The organism is Mycobacterium sp. IDUB_28, assembly GCF_055419285.1.
Genome location: NZ_JBVAXK010000002.1, coordinates 360,540 through 379,385, shown reverse-complemented (window position 1 = coordinate 379,385; position 18,846 = coordinate 360,540). Strand labels below are relative to the sequence as shown.

16 protein-coding genes, 1 tRNA gene and 1 pseudogene are annotated in these 18,846 nt (G+C 66.6%); 10 read left to right on the top strand and 8 right to left on the bottom strand.

From position 1 onward, the window contains the following. Positions 1-89: 89 nt before the first annotated feature. Together ACZYZ9_RS05670 and polA are read right to left on the bottom strand one after the other, a co-directional pair. Positions 90-1,046 carry a lysophospholipid acyltransferase family protein gene (locus ACZYZ9_RS05670; protein ID WP_463825228.1) on the bottom strand — a complete coding sequence of 319 codons (957 nt, stop codon included), beginning with the start codon at positions 1,044-1,046 and terminating at the stop codon, positions 90-92. A 1-nt stretch (position 1,047) separates the two neighbouring features. After that, entirely contained in the window at positions 1,048-3,786 is a 2,739-nt protein-coding gene (gene polA, locus ACZYZ9_RS05665) for a DNA polymerase I (protein ID WP_463825227.1), read from the bottom strand. A gap of 51 nt (positions 3,787-3,837) precedes the next feature. On the opposite strand from polA, the gene ACZYZ9_RS05660 reads away from it, so the two are divergent. Together ACZYZ9_RS05660 and ACZYZ9_RS05655 are read left to right on the top strand one after the other, a co-directional pair. Continuing rightward, complete coding sequence (locus tag ACZYZ9_RS05660) at positions 3,838-4,281, top strand: Zn-ribbon domain-containing OB-fold protein (RefSeq protein ID WP_463825226.1); 444 nt, start codon at positions 3,838-3,840, stop codon at positions 4,279-4,281. Then, positions 4,278-5,480, top strand: a complete 1,203-nt coding sequence (locus ACZYZ9_RS05655; RefSeq protein ID WP_463825225.1) for a lipid-transfer protein — start codon at positions 4,278-4,280, stop codon at positions 5,478-5,480. The genes ACZYZ9_RS05660 and ACZYZ9_RS05655 overlap by 4 nt, the downstream gene beginning before the upstream one ends. A 102-nt stretch (positions 5,481-5,582) precedes the next feature. Here ACZYZ9_RS05655 and ACZYZ9_RS05650 read toward each other — a convergent pair whose 3' ends face one another. Further along, on the bottom strand, positions 5,583-6,200 hold the full coding sequence (locus tag ACZYZ9_RS05650; RefSeq protein ID WP_463825224.1) for an ANTAR domain-containing response regulator: 618 nt from the start codon (positions 6,198-6,200) through the stop codon (positions 5,583-5,585). 75 nt (positions 6,201-6,275) lie between these two features. Between ACZYZ9_RS05650 and ACZYZ9_RS05645 the strand changes: the two genes are divergently transcribed. The 8 genes from ACZYZ9_RS05645 to cydC all read left to right on the top strand — a co-directional run bounded on the left by ACZYZ9_RS05645 (position 6,276) and on the right by cydC (position 15,017). Continuing rightward, positions 6,276-6,349: transfer RNA gene (locus ACZYZ9_RS05645), tRNA-Leu, on the top strand. 101 nt (positions 6,350-6,450) lie between these two features. Continuing rightward, positions 6,451-7,026 (top strand): hypothetical protein, encoded by a 576-nt coding sequence (locus ACZYZ9_RS05640; RefSeq protein WP_463825223.1) that lies wholly within the window; start codon positions 6,451-6,453, stop codon positions 7,024-7,026. Between the two features lie 123 nt (positions 7,027-7,149). Further along, a complete protein-coding gene (locus tag ACZYZ9_RS05635; RefSeq protein WP_463825222.1) occupies positions 7,150-8,475 on the top strand; it encodes an adenylate/guanylate cyclase domain-containing protein in 1,326 nt (441 codons plus the stop codon). Between the two features lie 30 nt (positions 8,476-8,505). Then, a complete protein-coding gene (locus tag ACZYZ9_RS05630; protein WP_463825458.1) occupies positions 8,506-9,111 on the top strand; it encodes an HdeD family acid-resistance protein in 606 nt (201 codons plus the stop codon). Between the two features lie 77 nt (positions 9,112-9,188). Further along, positions 9,189-10,643 carry a cytochrome ubiquinol oxidase subunit I gene (locus ACZYZ9_RS05625; protein ID WP_463825221.1) on the top strand — a complete coding sequence of 485 codons (1,455 nt, stop codon included), beginning with the start codon at positions 9,189-9,191 and terminating at the stop codon, positions 10,641-10,643. A 9-nt stretch (positions 10,644-10,652) separates the two neighbouring features. Continuing rightward, positions 10,653-11,693, top strand: coding sequence for a cytochrome d ubiquinol oxidase subunit II (gene cydB / locus ACZYZ9_RS05620; RefSeq protein ID WP_463825220.1), 1,041 nt, complete (start codon positions 10,653-10,655; stop codon positions 11,691-11,693). Between the two features lie 56 nt (positions 11,694-11,749). Beyond that, positions 11,750-13,351: a thiol reductant ABC exporter subunit CydD gene (gene cydD / locus ACZYZ9_RS05615; protein ID WP_463825457.1), complete on the top strand. Its 1,602-nt coding sequence runs from the start codon at positions 11,750-11,752 to the stop codon at positions 13,349-13,351. Next, entirely contained in the window at positions 13,338-15,017 is a 1,680-nt protein-coding gene (gene cydC / locus ACZYZ9_RS05610) for a thiol reductant ABC exporter subunit CydC (RefSeq protein WP_463825219.1), read from the top strand. The genes cydD and cydC overlap by 14 nt, the downstream gene beginning before the upstream one ends. 29 nt (positions 15,018-15,046) lie before the next feature. On the opposite strand, the gene ACZYZ9_RS05605 is transcribed toward cydC, so the two are convergent. From ACZYZ9_RS05605 to ACZYZ9_RS05585, 5 genes and pseudogenes are all read right to left on the bottom strand, one after another. Further along, positions 15,047-15,904 (bottom strand): acyl-CoA thioesterase domain-containing protein, encoded by an 858-nt coding sequence (locus tag ACZYZ9_RS05605; RefSeq protein ID WP_463825218.1) that lies wholly within the window; start codon positions 15,902-15,904, stop codon positions 15,047-15,049. Positions 15,905-15,924: 20 nt separating this feature from the next. After that, a complete protein-coding gene (gene pyk / locus ACZYZ9_RS05600) occupies positions 15,925-17,343 on the bottom strand; it encodes a pyruvate kinase (protein ID WP_463825217.1) in 1,419 nt (472 codons plus the stop codon). Positions 17,344-17,404: 61 nt separating this feature from the next. Continuing rightward, positions 17,405-17,839 (bottom strand): DUF2752 domain-containing protein, encoded by a 435-nt coding sequence (locus ACZYZ9_RS05595; protein ID WP_463825216.1) that lies wholly within the window; start codon positions 17,837-17,839, stop codon positions 17,405-17,407. Continuing rightward, a complete protein-coding gene (locus ACZYZ9_RS05590) occupies positions 17,829-18,212 on the bottom strand; it encodes a TM2 domain-containing protein (protein WP_463825215.1) in 384 nt (127 codons plus the stop codon). Before ACZYZ9_RS05590 ends, ACZYZ9_RS05595 begins: the two co-directional genes overlap by 11 nt. An 89-nt stretch (positions 18,213-18,301) precedes the next feature. Beyond that, a pseudogene (locus ACZYZ9_RS05585) lies at positions 18,302-18,846 on the bottom strand (hypothetical protein); the annotation flags it as partial.

The following is an 18,846-nucleotide window of genomic DNA, read 5'->3' as shown; positions in this document are numbered from 1 at the left end:
TTGGTGTGACCCGCGATCGAGCACACGGATACCCGTCGAGGCTACTCGACTGGCTGCACGCTGGCCAAACCGGGCCAGGGTAGGTACCGCTAGCGCTGACGGCCGATCGAGTCCGACACCAATCCGCCGGGCATCAACCACTGGTCCGGCTCGCGTCTGATGAATTCGGCCAGCGCATCGGCCACTTGCTGCGAGGTCGCCTGCACCGCGTCCCTCATGTTCTGGTCGCTGCCGTCCAACGGGACTTCGGCGGCGATCGGTTGTCCGAAGACCGGTTCGCGCTGGTGACGGCGCTGAAAGACGGCGCCGGGGACGATCAGCGCACCCGTGCGCAGCGCCAGCAGCGCCGGTCCCGGACCAACCGACCGTTTGATACCGGCGAGGTCGACCTCGATGCCGTTGGTGCCGCCGCCTTCGCGGGCCCGGAAATAGTCGCCTGCGATCGCGACGATGCGCCCACGGCGCAGGGCGTCGGCCATGGCCGCGGTGATACTGGTCCCGCCGGTGCGGTCGACGACGATGAGTTCCAGCCCGGCCTTCTGCGCACCACGCGAAATGACCCACTGCATGAGGGCACGCTGCCGGTTGGCGACCACGGTGGTCGGCAGGTTATTCAGGGCGAGCACGATCGGCAGCGCCGCGTAGGAGCCGAGGTGCGGGAAGGCCACGATGACGCCGACTCCGGCCGGGCGGCCGGCCTCGAGGGCGGCGTGGATCGGCGACGGGTCGGCGATGTGAAACCGCCGCAGCGCCACCTTGTGCGGTGCGGCCAGGAACCAGATGGCGTCGTTCGCGTTGCGGACGATTGCCCGGTACATCGCCTGCACCGGCCGCCACTTGCGCGACGAGAACTGTGCGGTCGGGTCCACGTTGTCGCGGAAGTCCTGCAGCACGTTCATGTGTTGGGCGCGCCCGCGCCAGTACACCAGCCGGGCCAGCACCGCCAGGAACGCATCCGCCACCGGGGCGGGCAACATCCCGAACAGCTTGGAGAAGACCATCACCGGGTAACGCACGAGCGGCTTGCGCTGATCCCTGTCCGACATGTCAGTGCGCCGCCGCGTCCCAGCTGCGGCCGTAGCCCACCGACACCTCGAGCGGGACATCCAGCGGGTAGGCGCCGCCCATCTTGTCCCGGACCAATTTTTCCACCTGCTCCCGCTCTCCGGGGGCGATCTCGATGAGCAGCTCGTCGTGAACTTGCAGCAGCATGCGCGACGTCAGCTCGGCCTCTTTGATCGCTTTGTCGACTTCGATCATCGCGACCTTGATGATGTCGGCCGCGCTGCCCTGGATCGGTGCGTTGAGCGCCGCCCGCTCGGCGGCTTCCCGGACCTGGCGGTTGCTGCTGTCCAGCTCGGGCAGGTAACGCCGCCGACCCAGCACAGTCGAGGTGTAACCGTCCTTGCGGGCCTGCTCGACGACCGCGAACAGGTAGTCCCGGATTCCGCCGAACCGGGCGAAATACTGGTCCATCTGCTCCTTGGCTTCTTCGGTGGAGATCTTGAGCTGCGCGGCCAGCCCGTAGGCGCTCAGCCCGTAGGCCAGGCCGTAGGACATCGCCTTGACCCGGCGGCGCAGTTCGGCGGTGACCTCGTCGATCGGGACCCCGAAGGCGCGGGAGGCGACGAAGGAGTGCAGGTCCTCACCGGTGTTGAACGCTTCGATCAGGCCGTCATCGCGGGACAGGTGGGCCATGATCCGCATCTCGATCTGGCTGTAGTCGGCGGTCATCAGCTCGGTGTAGCCGGACCCGACGATGAAGGCGTCGCGGATCTGCCGCCCGGCGTCGGTGCGGATCGGGATGTTCTGCAGGTTCGGTTCGGTGGACGAGAGCCGGCCGGTCGCGGCGATGGTCTGGTTGAACGTGGTGTGGATGCGGCCGTCGGCAGCCACCGAGTTGAGTAGTCCGTCGACGGTGACCTTCAGTCGGGTGACGTCGCGATGGGTCAGCAGATGTTGCAGGAACGGGTGGCCGGTCTTGTCGAACAACGACTGCAGCGCGTCGGCATCCGTGGTGTAGCCGGTCTTGGTGCGTTTGGTTTTGGGCATGCCCAGCTCGTCGAACAACACCACCTGCAGCTGCTTGGGCGAGCCCAGGTTGATCTGCTTGCCGATCACCGCGTAGGCGGCCTCGGCGGCGTCGCGGATCTGATCGCCGAAGTCGCTCTGCAATTCGGTCAGCTTGCCCAGGTCGACGGCGATACCGACGCTCTCCATACCGGCCAGCACCTGCTGCACCGGCAGTTCCATCTCACCCAACAATGCGGCGGAGTCGATGCGGTCCAGCTCGGTGTCCAGGGCTTCGGCCAGGTCGATGACCGCTCGGGCCCGCAGAATAGTGGTCTGAACGGCCTGCTCGTCGGTGCCCTCGACATCGTCGAGCAACGAGAGTTGTTGTTGCTCAGTGGTTTCCGCGCGCAGCTCGCGGCGCAGGTAGCGCAGCGAGAGATCGTCGAGGGTGAAGCTGCGCTGCCCGGGCCGCACCAGGTAGGCGGCCAGCGCGGTGTCGGAGGTGACTCCGCCCAGCGTCCAACCGCGACCGGCCAGGTCGTGAATGGCCAGCTTGGCCTCGTGCAGGGCTTTGGGCTTACCGGCATCGGCCAACCACGCCGAGAGCGCCGTGTCGTCGTCCGGGGTGACTGTGGCGGTGTCGATGTAGGCGCCGTCGCCGTCAGCGGCGGCGATCGCCAGCGCGGTCGCGTCACCGCCGTGCGGCAGGTGGGTGCCCACGACCGTCAGACCGGACCGCCGACCGTCGCTGACGTGGTCGCTGAGCCAGCGGCCGACCGTCCCGGGTTCCAGGGCACCGCCGCGCACGTCGAATCCCTCATCGACCTCTGGTTCGACGGCGGCCAGCGTGTCGAACAACCGATCCCGCAGAACGCGGAACTCGAGGTCGTCGAAGAGTCGGTGGATCTGGTCGCGGTCCCAGGGTTGCAGTCGCAGCGTGTCCGGGGTTTGTGCGAGCGGCACGTCGCGGACCAGTTCGGTGAGTTCCCGGTTCAGGACGACGTTTGCGACGTGCGCCCGCAGCGCGTCGCCGACCTTGCCGCGCACGGTATCGACCTTGTCAACCAGCGATTGCAGCGAGCCGTACTCGATGATCCATTTCGACGCGGTCTTCTCCCCCACTCCGGGTATGCCGGGCAGGTTGTCGCTGGGATCGCCGCGCAGGGCGGCGAAGTCCGGGTACTGCGTGGGAGTGAGGCCGTATTTCTCGACGACGGCGTCCGGGGTGAAGCGGGTCAGTTCGCTCACGCCTTTGCGCGGGTAGAGCACGGTCACGTCGGGACTGACCAGTTGCAGCGAGTCCCGGTCGCCGGTAACCACCAGCACCCGGTAACCCTCACCCTCGGCCTGGGTGGCCAGCGTGGCGATGATGTCATCGGCTTCGAACCCGGGTTCGGCCAGCACCGTGATCCCGAGTGCGCCCAACACCTCCTTGGTGATGTCGATCTGACCGTGGAACTCGTCGGGGGTCGAGGACCGGTTGGCCTTGTATTCCGGGTAGCGCTCGGAACGGAAGGTCTGCCTCGACACGTCAAACGCGGCGGCAATGTGCGTGGGCGCTTCATCGCGCAGCAGGTTGATCAGCATGGCGGTGAAGCCATAGACCGCATTGGTGGTCAGCCCACCGCGGGTCTTGAAGTTCTCCGCCGGCAGCGCGTAGAACGCGCGGAACGCCAGCGAGTTGCCGTCGAGCAGCATCAGGGTCGGCTTGACTTGTTCTATCGGCTTGGCTGCTTGCTTGGTCGCGACGGGCACGGGTCTCACTCTAGGCATCGGGTCTGACGCACCTGGCGCTCCCAAACAAGCGCTTGGTAGTCTTGGCGGGTGCCCGAGGTCACCAGCCAAGAACCGGCGATCGATGGATGGTTCGCCACCGACGACGCCGACCGCCCGTACCTGACCGGCAGCAAGTGTCCCGCCTGCGGTACCTATGTTTTCCCGCCGCGGGAGAACAACTGCCCGAATCCGGCGTGTGATAGCGACACCCTGGAATCCGCCGCCCTGTCTCGGCGCGGAAAACTGTGGAGCTACACCGAGAACCGGTACCCGCCGCCGGCGCCCTACCCGGCCCCGAGCGAGTTCGAACCGTTCGCGATCGCCGCGGTCGAACTGGCCGACGAGGGGTTGATCGTGCTGGGCAAGGTCGTCGAGGGCACGCTCGCCGCCGACCTGAAGGTCGGCATGGACATGGAGCTGGCCACCATGACGCTGTTCACCGACGCCGACGGCGTCGAACGGATCGTGCACGCCTGGAGGATTGCGCCATGAGCTCCCCGGAACCGCTGTACATCCTCGGCGCGGGCATGCACCCGTGGGGCAAATGGGGCCGCGACTTCACCGAGTATGGCGTGGTCGCCGCTAGGGCGGCGCTGGCTGAAGCGGGGCTGGACTGGCGGCAGATCCAGCTGGTCGCCGGCGCGGACACCATCCGCAACGGGTACCCAGGCTTCATCGCCGGATCGACGTTCGCGCAGAAATTGGGCTGGAACGGTGTGCCGGTGTCGTCGTCGTACGCGGCCTGCGCGTCCGGTTCCCAAGCGCTGCAGAGCGCCCGCGCCCACATCCTGGCCGGGTTCTGCGACGTCGCGCTGGTGATCGGCGCCGACACCACCCCCAAAGGCGCGTTCGCACCCGTCGGCGGTGAGCGCAAGAACGACCCCGACTGGCAGCGCTTCCACCTGATCGGCGCAATGAACCCGGTGTACTTCGCACTGCTCGCGCGACGCCGAATGGACCTCTACGGCGCGACGTCCGAGGACTTCGCCCAGGTGAAAGTCAAAAACTCCCGACACGGCCTGCAGAACCCGAACGCCCGCTACCGCAAGGAGTCGTCGGTGGAGGACGTGCTGGCCAGCCCGGTGGTGTCAGATCCGTTGCGGCAGTTGGACATCTGTGCCACCTCCGACGGCGCGGCAGCGCTGATCGTGGCGAGTGCAGACTTCGCCCGCAAGCATCTGGGCTCGCTGGACGGCGTCCCGTCGGTGCGCGCGGTCAGCACGGTGACCCCGCAGTACCCGCAGCATCTACCCGAATTACCCGACATCGCAACAGATTCCACCGCGGTGGTGGCCGCACCCGAGCGGGTGTTCAAGGACCAGATCCTGGACGCCGCCTACGCCGAAGCCGGCATCGGGCCCGAGGACGTGAGCATGGCCGAGGTCTACGACCTGTCCACCGCGCTGGAACTCGACTGGTACGAGCACTTGGGGTTGTGCGGTCGAGGCGAGGCCGAGGCGCTGCTGCGGTCCGGGGCGACAGCGCTAGGCGGCCGGGTACCGGTGAACCCCTCAGGCGGGCTGGCGTGCTTCGGCGAGGCCATCCCCGCGCAGGCGATCGCCCAGGTCTGCGAGCTCACCTGGCAGCTGCGGGGTCAGGCGACCGGCCGCCAGGTGGAGAACGCGCGGGTGGGCGTCACCGCGAACCAGGGGCTGTTCGGCCACGGCTCGTCGGTGATCGTCGCGCTCTAACTCGCGCGGGCACAGCCTTTTGGCCGCGAGCGGCCCCAAAAGCGCACTCGCAGAGCCCTTTTAGCGCACATCTGAGGACGCTCGACCCTCGCGCGCTGAGGATCAGGCGTCTTTCGGGGTGTCCAGGGTTTCCAGCACCACTTCGGCGACCCGTTTCATCGACGTCCGGCGGTCCATGGCGGCACGCTGAATCCACTTGAAGGCTTCCGGCTCGGTCATCCCCTGCTTGACCTGCAGCAGACCCTTGGCGCGCTCGATCAGCTTGCGGGTCTCGAGACGATCGGACAGCGTGGCCACTTCACGTTCCAGTGCGGTGAGTTCGCTGTACCGGCTCATCGCCAGCTCGATCGCCGGAATCAGGTCGCTGGCGGTGAATGGCTTCACCAGGTAGGCCATCGCGCCGGCGTCGCGTGCGCGTTCGACCAGATCACGCTGGCTGAAAGCGGTCAGCACCACGATCGGCGCGATGCGTTTGCTGGCGATCTCCGTGGCCGCGTCGATCCCGTCGCGGCGAGGCATCTTGACGTCCATGATCACCAGGTCAGGCTTGTGCTGCTCGGCCAGCTCGACGGCCTCCTGACCGTCACCGGCCTCGCCGACAATGTCGTACCCCTCCTCTCGCAGCATCTCAGCCAGGTCCATGCGGATGAGCGCTTCGTCTTCCGCGATCAGGACCCGACGCGGCGGAGCGGCGGCGGCGTCGGTGGTGGGGCCCGTCATGACGAACATTGTGTCGTGGGCGGCTGCGAACAGGAACTCGGGGTGCCTCATTTAAGGTAGGAGGCCGGACGCCAAGCCCTCGTATCCCAACTGGCAGAGGAAACGGATTCAAAACCCGTACAGTGTGAGTTCGAATCTCACCGAGGGCACCGCAAATCACCAGGTCAAGCCATCCCTGCCACGACGTCCGTGTTGCTACGACACGGCGCTGTCCCGGCGGTGGCCCGGTGCCGGAGCGGCGCGGTGGGCCGTGACCACTGCTTTCCCCGGTGCTGAAATCACAGCTTTCGCCGCACGCGCCACCGACCGGGAGAAGGCGCTTTTCGCGATCGGCAGCGCGCAACGCGCCGTCATCGTCGCGGTGAATGCACTGGGAACATTGACCGCCGAAGACCACGACGTACTACTCGACGCGTTGCACACCGCGTGGGCCGCGACGCCCGATGACGACGGAGCGACGCTGTCGAAGCTGATGGGTCGCCTGGTCGACGAAGACGATCCGGCTTACTCCTTCTACCACTCGGCAGTGAATGACGCGCTGACGGCAACTATTTATGCCGTGCGAGCCGGGCACCCGAATGCCGGTGGCGCCAACGTGTTTCACGCAGCCCAGACGTTCTTCAACATCGCAGATCTGATCGCGCAGCGCGGAATGGACAGCTACCCGTCCGATCCGTCAGCGCAACCCGTGCTGGGTTATGCGGCCAAGTGCCTCAGGGAGGACCTTGTTCGCGTCCCACGAATTGCCGCCGACAACGGCATGCAGGCCTACCGCGACATCTGCATCTCCGAAGCGCAGCACCTCACCCGCCTCGGCGACAGCTGAAACGACCAGGCACGAGTACCGCAATGCCTGCGGAATTTTTGTGGCGAACTTGCATGTTGTGGTGAGGAACACTCACGACGGCAGGATCGCCCGTCATCCGAGCTCAACCGTTAGGCTAACTACGTGGCCGCGAAGAAGTGCGGTGTCCTCTCAGCCGGCAAAGACGCCCGCCGGCCGGACTGCGTCGCGGCTGCCCGCTCGCAAACCCGCGACATACGTCAGCATTACGCCGACACCGCCGCGCGCCGAGCCAGGGTGCTCAGCATCACCTCCTGGATGGCGGTCCTGGTCAGCGTCAGTTTCATCGCCGTGCAGCTGTTCATCGGCTCCTGGCTGTGGCAGGTCATCGCGATCAACATCGTCGCCGCGCTGATCTTTGCGGCCATCCCGATGTTGCATCGCTTCGGCGAATTGGTGGCGCCCCTGACGTTCATCACCACCGCCTACGCGACAGTTCTGGCGAGTTGCTGGGATGTCGGCACCGGTTCGGGCGCCCAACTGTTTTTCATCGTCGGGTCCTGCCTGGTGGTGCTGCTGCTGGGCATCGAGCACATCGTGCTGGCAAGTTTCCTGGCTGCGGTCGGTGCGGGGCTGGTCATCTTGACCGAGTTCGTCATCCCGCGGAACACCGGCCTGCAGCCGCCGTGGGCGCAGTCCACCGGATTCGTCGTCACCACGGTGTCGGCATGCGTGATGGTCGTCGCGACGGTCTTCTTCGCGCTACGCGACACCGCCCGGGCCGAGGCCGTCATGGAGGAACAGTACGAACGTTCCGAAGCGCTGCTGGCCAACATGCTGCCGGCCAGCATCGCCGAACGGCTCAAGGAGCCCGAGCGCCGGGTCATCGCGGACAAGTACGACGAGGCGTCGGTGCTGTTCGCCGACATCGTCGGGTTCACCGAGCGGGCCAGCAGCACGGCGCCGGCCGACCTGGTGCGGTTCCTGGACCGTCTCTACAGTGCCTTCGACCTGTTGGTGGACAAGTACGAGCTGGAGAAGATCAAAGTCAGCGGGGACTCGTACATGGTGGTCAGCGGCGTTCCGCGACCCCGGCCCGACCATGTGCACGCGCTGGCCGACTTCGCACTGGACATGGCCGACGTCGCCGCCGCCCTGAAGGATCCGCACGGCCGCTCGGTGCCGCTGCGGGTCGGCCTGGCCACCGGTCCGGTGGTGGCCGGCGTGGTGGGTTCCCGCCGGTTCTTCTACGACGTGTGGGGCGACGCGGTCAATGTCGCGTCGCGGATGGAGTCCACCGATTCGGTGGGCCAGATCCAGGTTCCCGACGAGGTCTACGAACGACTGAAGGACGATTTCATCCTGCGCGAGCGCGGCTATATCGACGTCAAGGGCAAAGGCGTGATGCGCACCTGGTACCTCGTCGGCCGCAAGCCGGTTGATGAAGCCGCCGACGTGCCGGCCGAGGATCCGCGCGCCGCTCACGTCTGAGGCCGGAAGACTCTGTACCCGCACAGCCCCATACGCCACACTGGTTGCATGGAAACACACCCCGCCCCGCTGCCTGCCCCGAGTTTGTTGCCGCACCTGTGGAAGTCGACGCTCCTGTCGGGCATCTTGTCGCTCGCGCTGGGCGCTGCCGTGGCCGCCTGGCCGGGGCAAACCGTCCTGGTGGCCGCGATCTTCTTCGGCGCGTACCTGCTCATCACCGGTATCGCTCAGGTGGTGTTCGCCTTCAGCCTGCATGTGACGGCGGGCAGTCGGATCCTGCTCTTCATCAGCGGCGCGGCCTCGGTGATTCTTGCGGTGCTGGCGTTTCGCCATTTCGGCAACGCGGTGCTGCTGCTGGCCATCTGGGTCGGCGTCGGTTTCATCTTCCGCGGGGTCGCCACCACCGTCTCGGCGATCAGCGACCCGGGCCTCCCTGGGCGCGCCTGGTCGATCTTCGTCGGCATCGTCAGCCTGCTCGCCGGCCTCATCGTGATGGCGTCGCCGTTCGACTCGATCATCACCCTGGCGTACGTCGTGGGCATCTGCCTGATCGTCATCGGCATTTTCGAAGTGGTGTCGGCGTTCGGCATCCGCAAGGCCTCACAGACCAACACCGGGTTCCACCAGCCGATGTGACGCTGGCGTTGGCCCACGCTAACTACTACAGTTTGTCGTAGTTATTCGATTGTCCCCGCAGCCCCGGGAGATGACAGATGAATGTCGTCGACATATCGCGCTGGCAGTTCGGTATCACCACCGTCTACCACTTCATCTTCGTGCCGCTGACGATCGGACTGGCTCCACTGCTGGCCGTCATGCAGACGGCGTGGGTGGTCACCGACAACGTCGCCTGGTACCGGCTGACCAAGTTCTTCGGCAAGTTGTTCCTGATCAACTTCGCCATCGGCGTGGCCACCGGCATCGTGCAGGAATTCCAGTTCGGCATGAACTGGAGCGAATATTCCAAGTTTGTCGGCGATGTGTTCGGCGCGCCGCTGGCGATGGAAGGACTGCTCGCTTTCTTCTTCGAGTCCACCTTCATCGGGTTGTGGATCTTCGGCTGGTCCCGGCTGCCCAGACTGGTGCATCTGGCGTGCATCTGGATTGTCGCGATCGGCGTCAACGTCTCAGCGTTCTTCATCATCACCGCGAACTCGTTCATGCAGCACCCGGTGGGTGTGCACTACAACCCGACGACGCACCGCGCCGAGCTCAACGACATCGGGGCGTTGCTCACCAATAACACCGGGCTGGTCGCGTTCGGCCACACGGTCGCCGGCGCGCTGCTCACCGCGGGCACCTTCGTCGCCGCCGTCAGCGCGTGGTGGTTGGTCCGGTCGCAGACCAGCACGGTGGACCCGGGCACCCGGGCCATGTACCGGCCCGCGACCGTGCTGGGGTGCTGGGTCGTGCTGCTGGCCACCGCCGCCCTGTTCTTCAGCGGAGACCACCAGGGCAAGCTCATGTTCCAGCAGCAGCCGATGAAGATGGCGTCCGCCGAATCGTTGTGCGACACCGAGGTCGACCCGGACTTCTCCATCCTGACCGTCGGTCGACAGAACAACTGCGACGCCCTGACCCGGGTCATCGAGGTGCCCTACGTGCTGCCGTTCCTGGCCGAGGGCAAGTTCGAGGGCGTCAAGCTGCAGGGCGTGCGCGACATCCAGCAGGACTACCAGCAACGGTTCGGCCCCAATGACTACCGGCCGAACCTGTTCGTCACCTACTGGTCGTTTCGCATGATGATCGGGCTGTTGGTGGTCCCGGTGCTGTTCGCCCTGCTCGCGTTGTGGTTGACCCGCGGCGGACGGATCCCGAGTCAGCGCTGGTTCGCCTGGTTCGCCCTACTGACGATCCCTACCCCGTTCCTGGCCAACAGCGCAGGCTGGGTCTTCACCGAGATGGGTCGCCAGCCCTGGCTGGTTGTGCCCAACCCCACCGGCGACCCGAACGTCCACCTCACCGTGGCCAGCGGGGTGTCTCACCACGGGCCCGGCATGGTCATCGCCTCGTTGACGACATTCACGTTGATCTACGCCGTGCTCGCGGTCGTCTGGTTCTGGTTGCTGAAGCGCTACATCGTCGAAGGGCCGCTGGAACACGACGCCGAACCCGCGGCGCCCGCTGTTGAGGAAGACGACGTCAAGCCGCTGTCGTTCGCCTACTAGGAGCTGACGATGAATCTGCAAGAAGTGTGGTTCGGCCTGATCGCGGTGCTGTTCCTGGGCTTCTTCATCCTCGAGGGTTTCGACTTCGGCGTCGGCATGCTGATGGCCCCGTTCGCACGGGTCGGCAAGGGCGATCGGGAGGCGCACCGACGTGCGGCGCTGAACACCATCGGCCCGGTGTGGGACGCCAACGAGGTGTGGCTGATCACCGCCGGCGCGGCGATGTTCGCTGCCTTTCCGGGCTGGTATGCCACGGTCTTCTCCACCCTCTATCTGCCGTTGTTGGCGATTCTGTTCGGCATGATCGTGCGGGTAGTGGCCATCGAGTGGCGCGGCAAGGTCGACGACCCGAGATGGCGGGGTTGGGCCGACTTTGCCATCGCGGTCGGCTCCTGGCTGCCTGCGGTCTTGTGGGGTACCGCCTTCGCGATCCTGGTGCGCGGCCTGCCGGTGGACGCCGACGGCCGGGTCAATGTCTCGGTGGGTGACGTGCTCAACCCATACACCCTGCTGGGCGGGCTCGCCACAGCCGGACTCTTCATGTTCTACGGTTCGGTATTCGTCTCGCTGAAGACCTCCGGTGACATCCGCGACGATGCCCTACGATTCGGGCGGTGGTTGGCGTTGCCGGTGACGATACTGGTTGCGGCATTTGGCGTTTGGACGCAGTTGGCGCACGGCAAGCAATGGACGTGGGCGGTGCTGGCAGTGGCGGTCGTCGCTCAGTTGGCAGCGGTGCTGCTGGTGTGGCGGCGCATCTCCGACGGCTGGGCATTCGTCAGCACGCTGCTGGTGGTAGCCGCGGTGGTGGTGCTGCTGTTCGGCTCGCTGTACCCGAATCTGGTGCCCTCGACGCTGAACAGCCAGTGGGACCTCACTATCTACAACGCGTCCTCCACCGACTACACCCTCAAGATCATGACCTGGGTCACCGTGATCATGACCCCGCTGACCATCGTCTACCAGGCCTGGACGTATTGGGTTTTCCGGCAACGGATATCGGCGGACCGGATACCTCCGTCGATCGGCCTGACGAGGCGAACGTCCTGACCACGAGGAGTTCGCGGGGACCACTGGACCCACGACTGTGGCGGGTATCGACCGCGCTGCGCCGGAATCTGATCGCCAGCGTCGCCTGCGGTGTGGTGATTTCCGGGTGTGCAATCGGTTCGGCGATTGTGCTCGCGGACGTCGTCGCGCGGGCAGTGACCGACCATTCGCCACACTCCCACTGGGTGATTCCGCTGTCGATCATGGCGGGTCTCTGGACTGTTCGCGCGGTGACTCAGTGGCTGCAGGCCCGCCTCAGCCAGCGGGGTGCCAGCGCGGTGATCGCCGACCTGAGTGGTCAGGTGTTGACCGCGGTGAGTTACCGGCAACCTAGTGAGATTGCAGCGCAGCATAATTCGGCTGCAGCAGTGGTGACCCGTGGGCTGGATGGCCTGCGGCCGTACTTCGCCAACTACCTGCCGACGCTGTTGTTGGCTGCGATCCTGACACCGGCCACCGTCGCGGTGATCGCCCTCTACGACGTGAAATCCATGGTGATCGTGCTGATCACACTGCCGCTCATTCCCGTCTTCATGGTGTTGATCGGACTGGCCACCGCCGAACGATCGGCGGCCGCCCTGGTGTCCATGACCACCCTGCAGGCTCGATTGTTGGATCTGATCGCCGGCATCCCGACGCTGCGTGCACTGGGCCGGGCATGGGGTCCGGAGCAGCGCATCGCTGAACTCGGTGCAGCTCACCGCCGTTCCACCATGTCCACGTTGCGGATCGCGTTCCTGTCCGCCCTGGTCCTCGAATTGCTGGCGACGCTGGGTGTCGCACTGGTCGCGGTGAGCATCGGCCTGCGACTGGTCTTCGGCGAGATGAGCCTGGGTGCCGGGTTGACCGTGCTGTTACTGGCACCTGACGTGTACTGGCCGCTGCGCCGCATCGGGGTGGAATTCCATGCCGCACAGGATGGCCGTGCCGCGGCCGACGCGGCGTTCGCGCTCATCGGCGAACCGCACCCGTCGCCGCCGGGTCAGCAGACCGTCACCGCGCGCGGGGCGCAGATCCGGCTGGAACAGCTCTGCGTCGCGTCCCGCGACGGTCATGCGCCCGACAACCTGACCGCCGTCATCGAACCAGCCACCGTCACCGTGCTGACCGGTCCGAACGGCGCCGGGAAAAGCACCGTCCTGCAGGTGATCGCCGGGCTCACGATGCCCACGTCTGGTCGAGTGACGGTGGCCGGCGCCGACCTCGCCGAACTGGCACCCGAGTCGTGGTGGCGCCAACTGTCCTGGCTGCCGCAACGTCCGGTGCTCATCCCCGGAACAGTGCGGGACAATCTGTCGTTGTTCGGCGAGCTTGACGATCTGGAAAGCGCCTGCAGGGAAGCAGGTTTCGACGAAGTTCTGCGTGAGCTGCCCGATGGTATGGACACTACGCTGGGCCGCGGCGGCGAAGGCTTGTCCCTCGGGCAGCGCCAACGGTTGGGACTGGCGCGCACGTTGGGATCTGCCGCCCCGGTGCTGTTGCTCGACGAGCCCACCGCCCACCTGGACGTGGCCACCGAAGCGCGGGTGCTGCGGGCCATCGTTGCTCGCGCACGCGTCGGCACCACCGTGGTACTGGTCGGACATCGCGAAAGTGTGTTGAGCATCGGCGACCGGGTCGTCGAACTATCCCGCGAGGCGCACCGTGTGCGAGTCTGATCCACTCGCCCAAGCGGCAACATTGTTGCGCCCGAGACTGTCCCGCATCCTGGTCGCCATCGCGCTCGGCGTGCTGTCGCTGGGCAGCGCGCTGGCGTTGGCGGGAGTGTCGGCGTGGCTGATCACCCGCGCCTGGCAGATGCCCCCGGTGCTGGACCTGTCCGTCGCGGTCGTGGCGGTCCGGACGTTCGCCATCTCGCGTGGCGTGCTGCGCTACTGCGAGCGGTTGGCTACCCACGATGCGGCACTCCGGGCGGCGAACACGGCCCGCACCCGGATCTACCGCCGACTGTCGTCCGGGCCTGCTGCGCAAGCAGTTCGGTTGTCCAGCGGCGAACTGGTGTCGCGGGTGGGTGCCGACGTCGACGCGCTGGCCGACGTGCTGGTGCGCGCCGTGGTCCCGATGGCAGTCGCGGCGGTGCTGGCGGTGTCCGCCGTCGTGGTGGTGGGACTCATTTCGCTGCCGGCGGCCGCGGTGTTGGCGATCTGTCTGGTGGCGGCCGGGGTCATCGCGCCGGCGTTTGCCGGGCGGGCCGCTACCGAGCAGGAAACCATTGCCCGTCAGCATCATTCGGAACGCGACGCGACGGCGATGCTCACCCTGGAACATGCGCCCGAACTTCGGGTCGCGGGGGTGCTTCCGCGGTTCGTCGCGGCGGCAGAGCAACAGCAGCGCAGTTGGGGTACGGCGCTGGATGCCGCCGCGCGGCCGGCCGCCGTCGCCGAGGCCCTGCCCACCGCGGCCATCGGCGTCAGCGTGCTCGGTGCGGTAGTGGCCGGGATCGGCATGGCCTCGGCGGTCGCGCCGACCACCCTGGCTGTACTGATGTTGTTGCCGCTGTCGGCATTTGAAGCCACCACCGCCCTCCCCGGGGCTGCGGTGCAGTTGACCCGGTCACGGATCGCGGCGCGTCGCCTGCTGGACCTGGCGCCATGCGACACTGCCGCTGCGGCGGGCACGGCATCGCTGCCCCGACCGTCGGGCCGGTTGTCCGCGGATGTGTATTCCGGTCATGCCGGCGGCCGATCCCAGCACAGCGTGCTCGACCTCGCGCCGGGCAGCAGGCTGGCGGTCACCGGCCCCAGCGGTTGCGGAAAAACGACGCTGCTGATGACGCTGGCCGGCCTGCTGCCACCGTTGCGCGGCGAGGTGCGGCTGGACGGCATCGACCTGGGTGACCTGGCCGAGGACGAATTGCGTTCCGCGGTTTGCTTTTTCGCCGAAGATGCGCACCTTTTCGCCACCACTGTCCGGGACAATCTGCTGGTCGTCCGCGGCGACTGCACCGACGAGGAGATCACCGCGGCGCTGCAGGCCGCCGGCCTGGGCGCCTGGGTGGCCGGTCTGCCCGACGGGTTGTCGACCGTGCTGATCGGTGGTGCGCAAGCGGTTTCGGCCGGTCAACGTCGACGGCTGCTGCTGGCGCGGGCGTTGCTGTGCCCCGCGCGGATCCTGTTGCTCGACGAGCCGACCGAGCACCTCGACAGGTCCGACGCCGACCGCGTGCTGCGTGAGCTGTTGGATCCCGATTCCGCGGTGCTCGGCGACGGCAAGACGGTGGTGGTCGCCACCCACCACCTGCCCGCCGATCTCCGCTGCGCCCGCCTGCCGCTCCCCGGTCCCCCGCGAGCAGACGTAGAATCGCACGACACGCTGAGCAGCTAGGCGATTCTGCGTCTGCTCGGCCACCAAAGTTAGTGGCGGGGGAAGTATTTCAGTACGCCTTCCTGCACCACCGTGGCGACGACCTGCCCGGTGCGATCGAAGAAATGCCCGGTACCCAGCCCACGCGAATCGGCGGCCACCGGCGACGACGTCGAATACAGCACCCAGTCGTTGTAGTCGACCTGGCGGTGAAACCACACCGAGTGGTTGGCCGAGGCCGCGAAGATCCGGTCGAAACCCCAGGACAATCCGTGCCTGGTGATCACCGAATCCAGCACGGTGGTGTCCGAGGAGTACAGCATGGTCGCGGTGTGCAGCACCGGATCATCGGGCAGCACGCCTTTCGCCTTGAGCCAGACGCGGTTGTAGTCCAGCCGCCCGCCCTTGTCCCGCATCACCCAGGACGGGTCGTTGGTGTAACGCCATTCCACCGGCTGCAACGCGTTGACGAAAAGTGGAACGGTCTCTTCGTAGCCGCGCAACAGCTCACCCAGAGGTGGCACCGACTCCGGATCGGCGACCTGCGGCGGATCTACGGCATGCTCGAGTCCGGCGCCACCGGACATGTACGAGAGCATTGCCGAGGACAGCAACACTCCGTCCTGCACCGCGTCCACCCGCCGGTTGGCGAAGCGGCGCTCGTCGCGCAGCCGCACCACGTGGAATTCGATGTCCCTGGCGGTGTCGCCGCCGTTGACGAAGTGCACCGACAGGGCGCTGGGCGGCAGGTCGCGGGTCAGTGTCCGGGTGCCGGCGATGAATGACTGCGCCATGAGCAACCCGCCGAAGGTCCGCATCGGATTCTTACTGGGGTGGCGCCCGGTGAAACTGTCGTCGGCGACGTGGTCGAGGTCCAGGACCGCCAGTAGTTCGTCGAAATCTGACACCGCGTCAGCCTATGGCGCCGCTAGACGTCGTCCTCACCGATCCGGTGCACATGGATCAGGTTGGTGGAACCCACCGTGCCGGGCGGCGCGCCCGCCACGATGACCACCAGGTCACCGCGCTTGTAGCGGCCCAGCTCGAGCAGCGACTTGTCGACCTGGCGGATCATCCCGTCCGTCGACTTCATGTGCGGGACGATGAACGTCTCGGTGCCCCACGTCATGGCCAGCTGACTGCGCACCTCAGGCAGATCGGTGAAAGCCAGCAGCGGCAGCGGTGTGTGCAGGCGGGCCAGGCGCCGCACGGTATCGCCGGACTGGGTGAAGGCGACCAGCGCTTTGGCGTCCAGCCGCTCCCCGATGTCGCGGGCCGCGTAAGAGATCACCCCGCGCTTGGTGCGCGGCACGTGCGTCAGCGGTGGCGCGGCCGTTGAGTTCTCCTCGACCGCGCACACGATCCGCGACATCGTCTTGACCGCCTGCAACGGGTGCTTGCCCACCGAGGTCTCGCCGGAGAGCATCAGCGCGTCGGCCCCGTCGAGGACGGCGTTGGCGACGTCGGAGGCCTCGGCCCGGGTAGGCCGGGAATTCTCGATCATCGAGTCGAGCATCTGGGTAGCCACGATCACCGGCTTGGCGTTCTCCCGCGCCATCTGAATGGCCCGCTTCTGCACCAACGGCACCTCTTCGAGCGGCAACTCCACCCCGAGGTCACCGCGGGCCACCATGACGGCATCGAAGGCCAGGACGATGGCCTCCAGATTGTCGATCGCTTCCGGCTTCTCCAGCTTGGCGATGACCGGCACCCGTCGCCCGACCCGATCCATGACCTCGTGGACCAGTTCGACGTCCGACGGCGATCGGACAAACGACAGCGCCACCATGTCGACGCCGAGTTCCATCGCGAACGTCAGGTCCTCGATGTCCTTCTCCGACAGAGCGGGGGCGGAGACGTTCATTCCGGGCAGCGAGATGCCCTTGTTGTTGCTGACTGGGCCGCCCTCGACCACTTTGCAGACCACGTCGTTGCCGTCGACGCTTTCGACCTGCAGTCCGACTTTGCCGTCGTCGACCAGAACGCGGTCGCCCACGGTCGCGTCCTCGGCCAGCCTTTTGTAGGTGGTCGACACCCTGTCGTGGGTGCCCTCGCAGTCGTCGACGGTGATCCGGACCGTCTCGCCGTCTTCCCAATGGGTGGGTCCGTCGGCGAACCGGCCCAGCCGGATCTTCGGGCCTTGCAGGTCGCAGAGCACGCCGACGGCGCGGCCGGTGGCATCTGAGGCCGCCCGAACCCGCTTGTAGGCGGCTTCGTGATCGCTGTAGTCGCCGTGGCTGAAATTCATTCTGGCGACGTCCATACCTGCTTCGACGAGCGCCTTGACCAACTCGTCTTTTTGAGTTGCCGGTCCGAGAGTGCAGACGATCTTTCCGCGTCTAGTCACGACGCCAAAGCATAGTCGCGCTTGCTGGCATCTGGGGGTCCCAGAGCCGCGAGGCGCGTAACTATCCGGTGAGCACCGTGGGTACCAGAGGAAAACCCGGGAGATTGCGGACCACCGTCCACGCAGTCATGGCGACGACGAACAGGGCCGTCGTCCTGATCGGAAGGTAGGACTGCCGACGCGTGCGCCGCAGCACAATCCACACCGCCAGCAGCGGGAGCGCGACCAGGAAGAAGACGTTGTCGTTGATGCCGGCCACCAGATCGCCGTGCAGCAGGTCATGGGTCATCCGCAGGCCGCCGCAGGCCGGGCAGTTCCACCCGGTGATCAACTTGAACGGGCACTGCGGGTAAACCGAACCCGGCTGGTGGGGGTCGGCCAGACCGATGTAGGTCAGGGCGCCGCCGAGCAGGACCGCCGATCCGACGGCCGCGTAACGCCCGGGACGCCGACGGTCCTGTTCGTCGGTGGCTGGTGTCGGCCCGTTAGGTTCCATCGCGTAGTGGTCGACCCATCGGATCGGTGACCTTGTCGGTCAGGATCAGCACCGCGTCGATGATCCCCCAGATGACGGCACCGACTCCGCAGGTGACCCAGCCGACGAGCAGTTGAGCGACGCCGAGTCCGGTGTGTCCGGCATAGATGCGGCCGATCCCGGCGATGCCGAACAGCCCCAGCAGTTGCAGCAGTCCTGCGACCGTCTTCGACTTGTCCGAATACGGTTGACCGGTGACGGGGTGGCGACCGAACGGTGCCGAGGGGTCGTAGGGGCCGCCGTAATGCGGTGCAGGTGGATAGGGCGGCGGGTATCCCGGTTGCTGGTGCGGCGGATACGGTTGCTCGTCAGCGGCCCACGGCTGGTCAGTCACGGTCTCAGCATGCCAGATCCGGCGCGCTGCCGGTGAGGTCGCGGAGACGCTCTGAGAAGACGCAGCCTGCGACGAGCGTCAGGTGACCGCTAGGACCGGCGCCTCCTGAACCGATCTCGCCATCGCTGCCGCGCTGGGCCGGCCACCGGCGGTGTGCTCGCTGCGCTTGAGGCCGGCTTGTCATCTTCGGTGGGTTCAGCCGTGTCGCTGTCGGACGGCTCTGGGCTTTGCGTGCTGACGGACTCGATGTCGGTTGCGTCGGTCTCGGGTTCAGCCTGGGCGGGCTTGGCATCCTCCGAGGGCGACTCGTCGTGGGTGTCATCCGCCGACTCGGCGTCCGGCTCAGGGGATTCAGCGACCTCAGGCTCGGACGCCAGTTCCTCAGCACCCGCCTCAACTGATTCAGCATCAGGCTCGGTGGACTCAGCGACCTCAGGCTCAGACGGCAGTTCCTCCGCCGCAGGCTCCTCAGCAACCGCCTCATCCGCGGCGGCGTCGACCGACCCAGCATCAGGCTCCGTGGCCTCAGCGACCTCGGCCTCGGGCGCCAGTTCCTCCGCCGCAGGCTCCTCAGCAACCGCCTCCTCCGCGGCGGCGTCAACCGACTCAGCATCAGACTCAGTGGCCTCAGCGA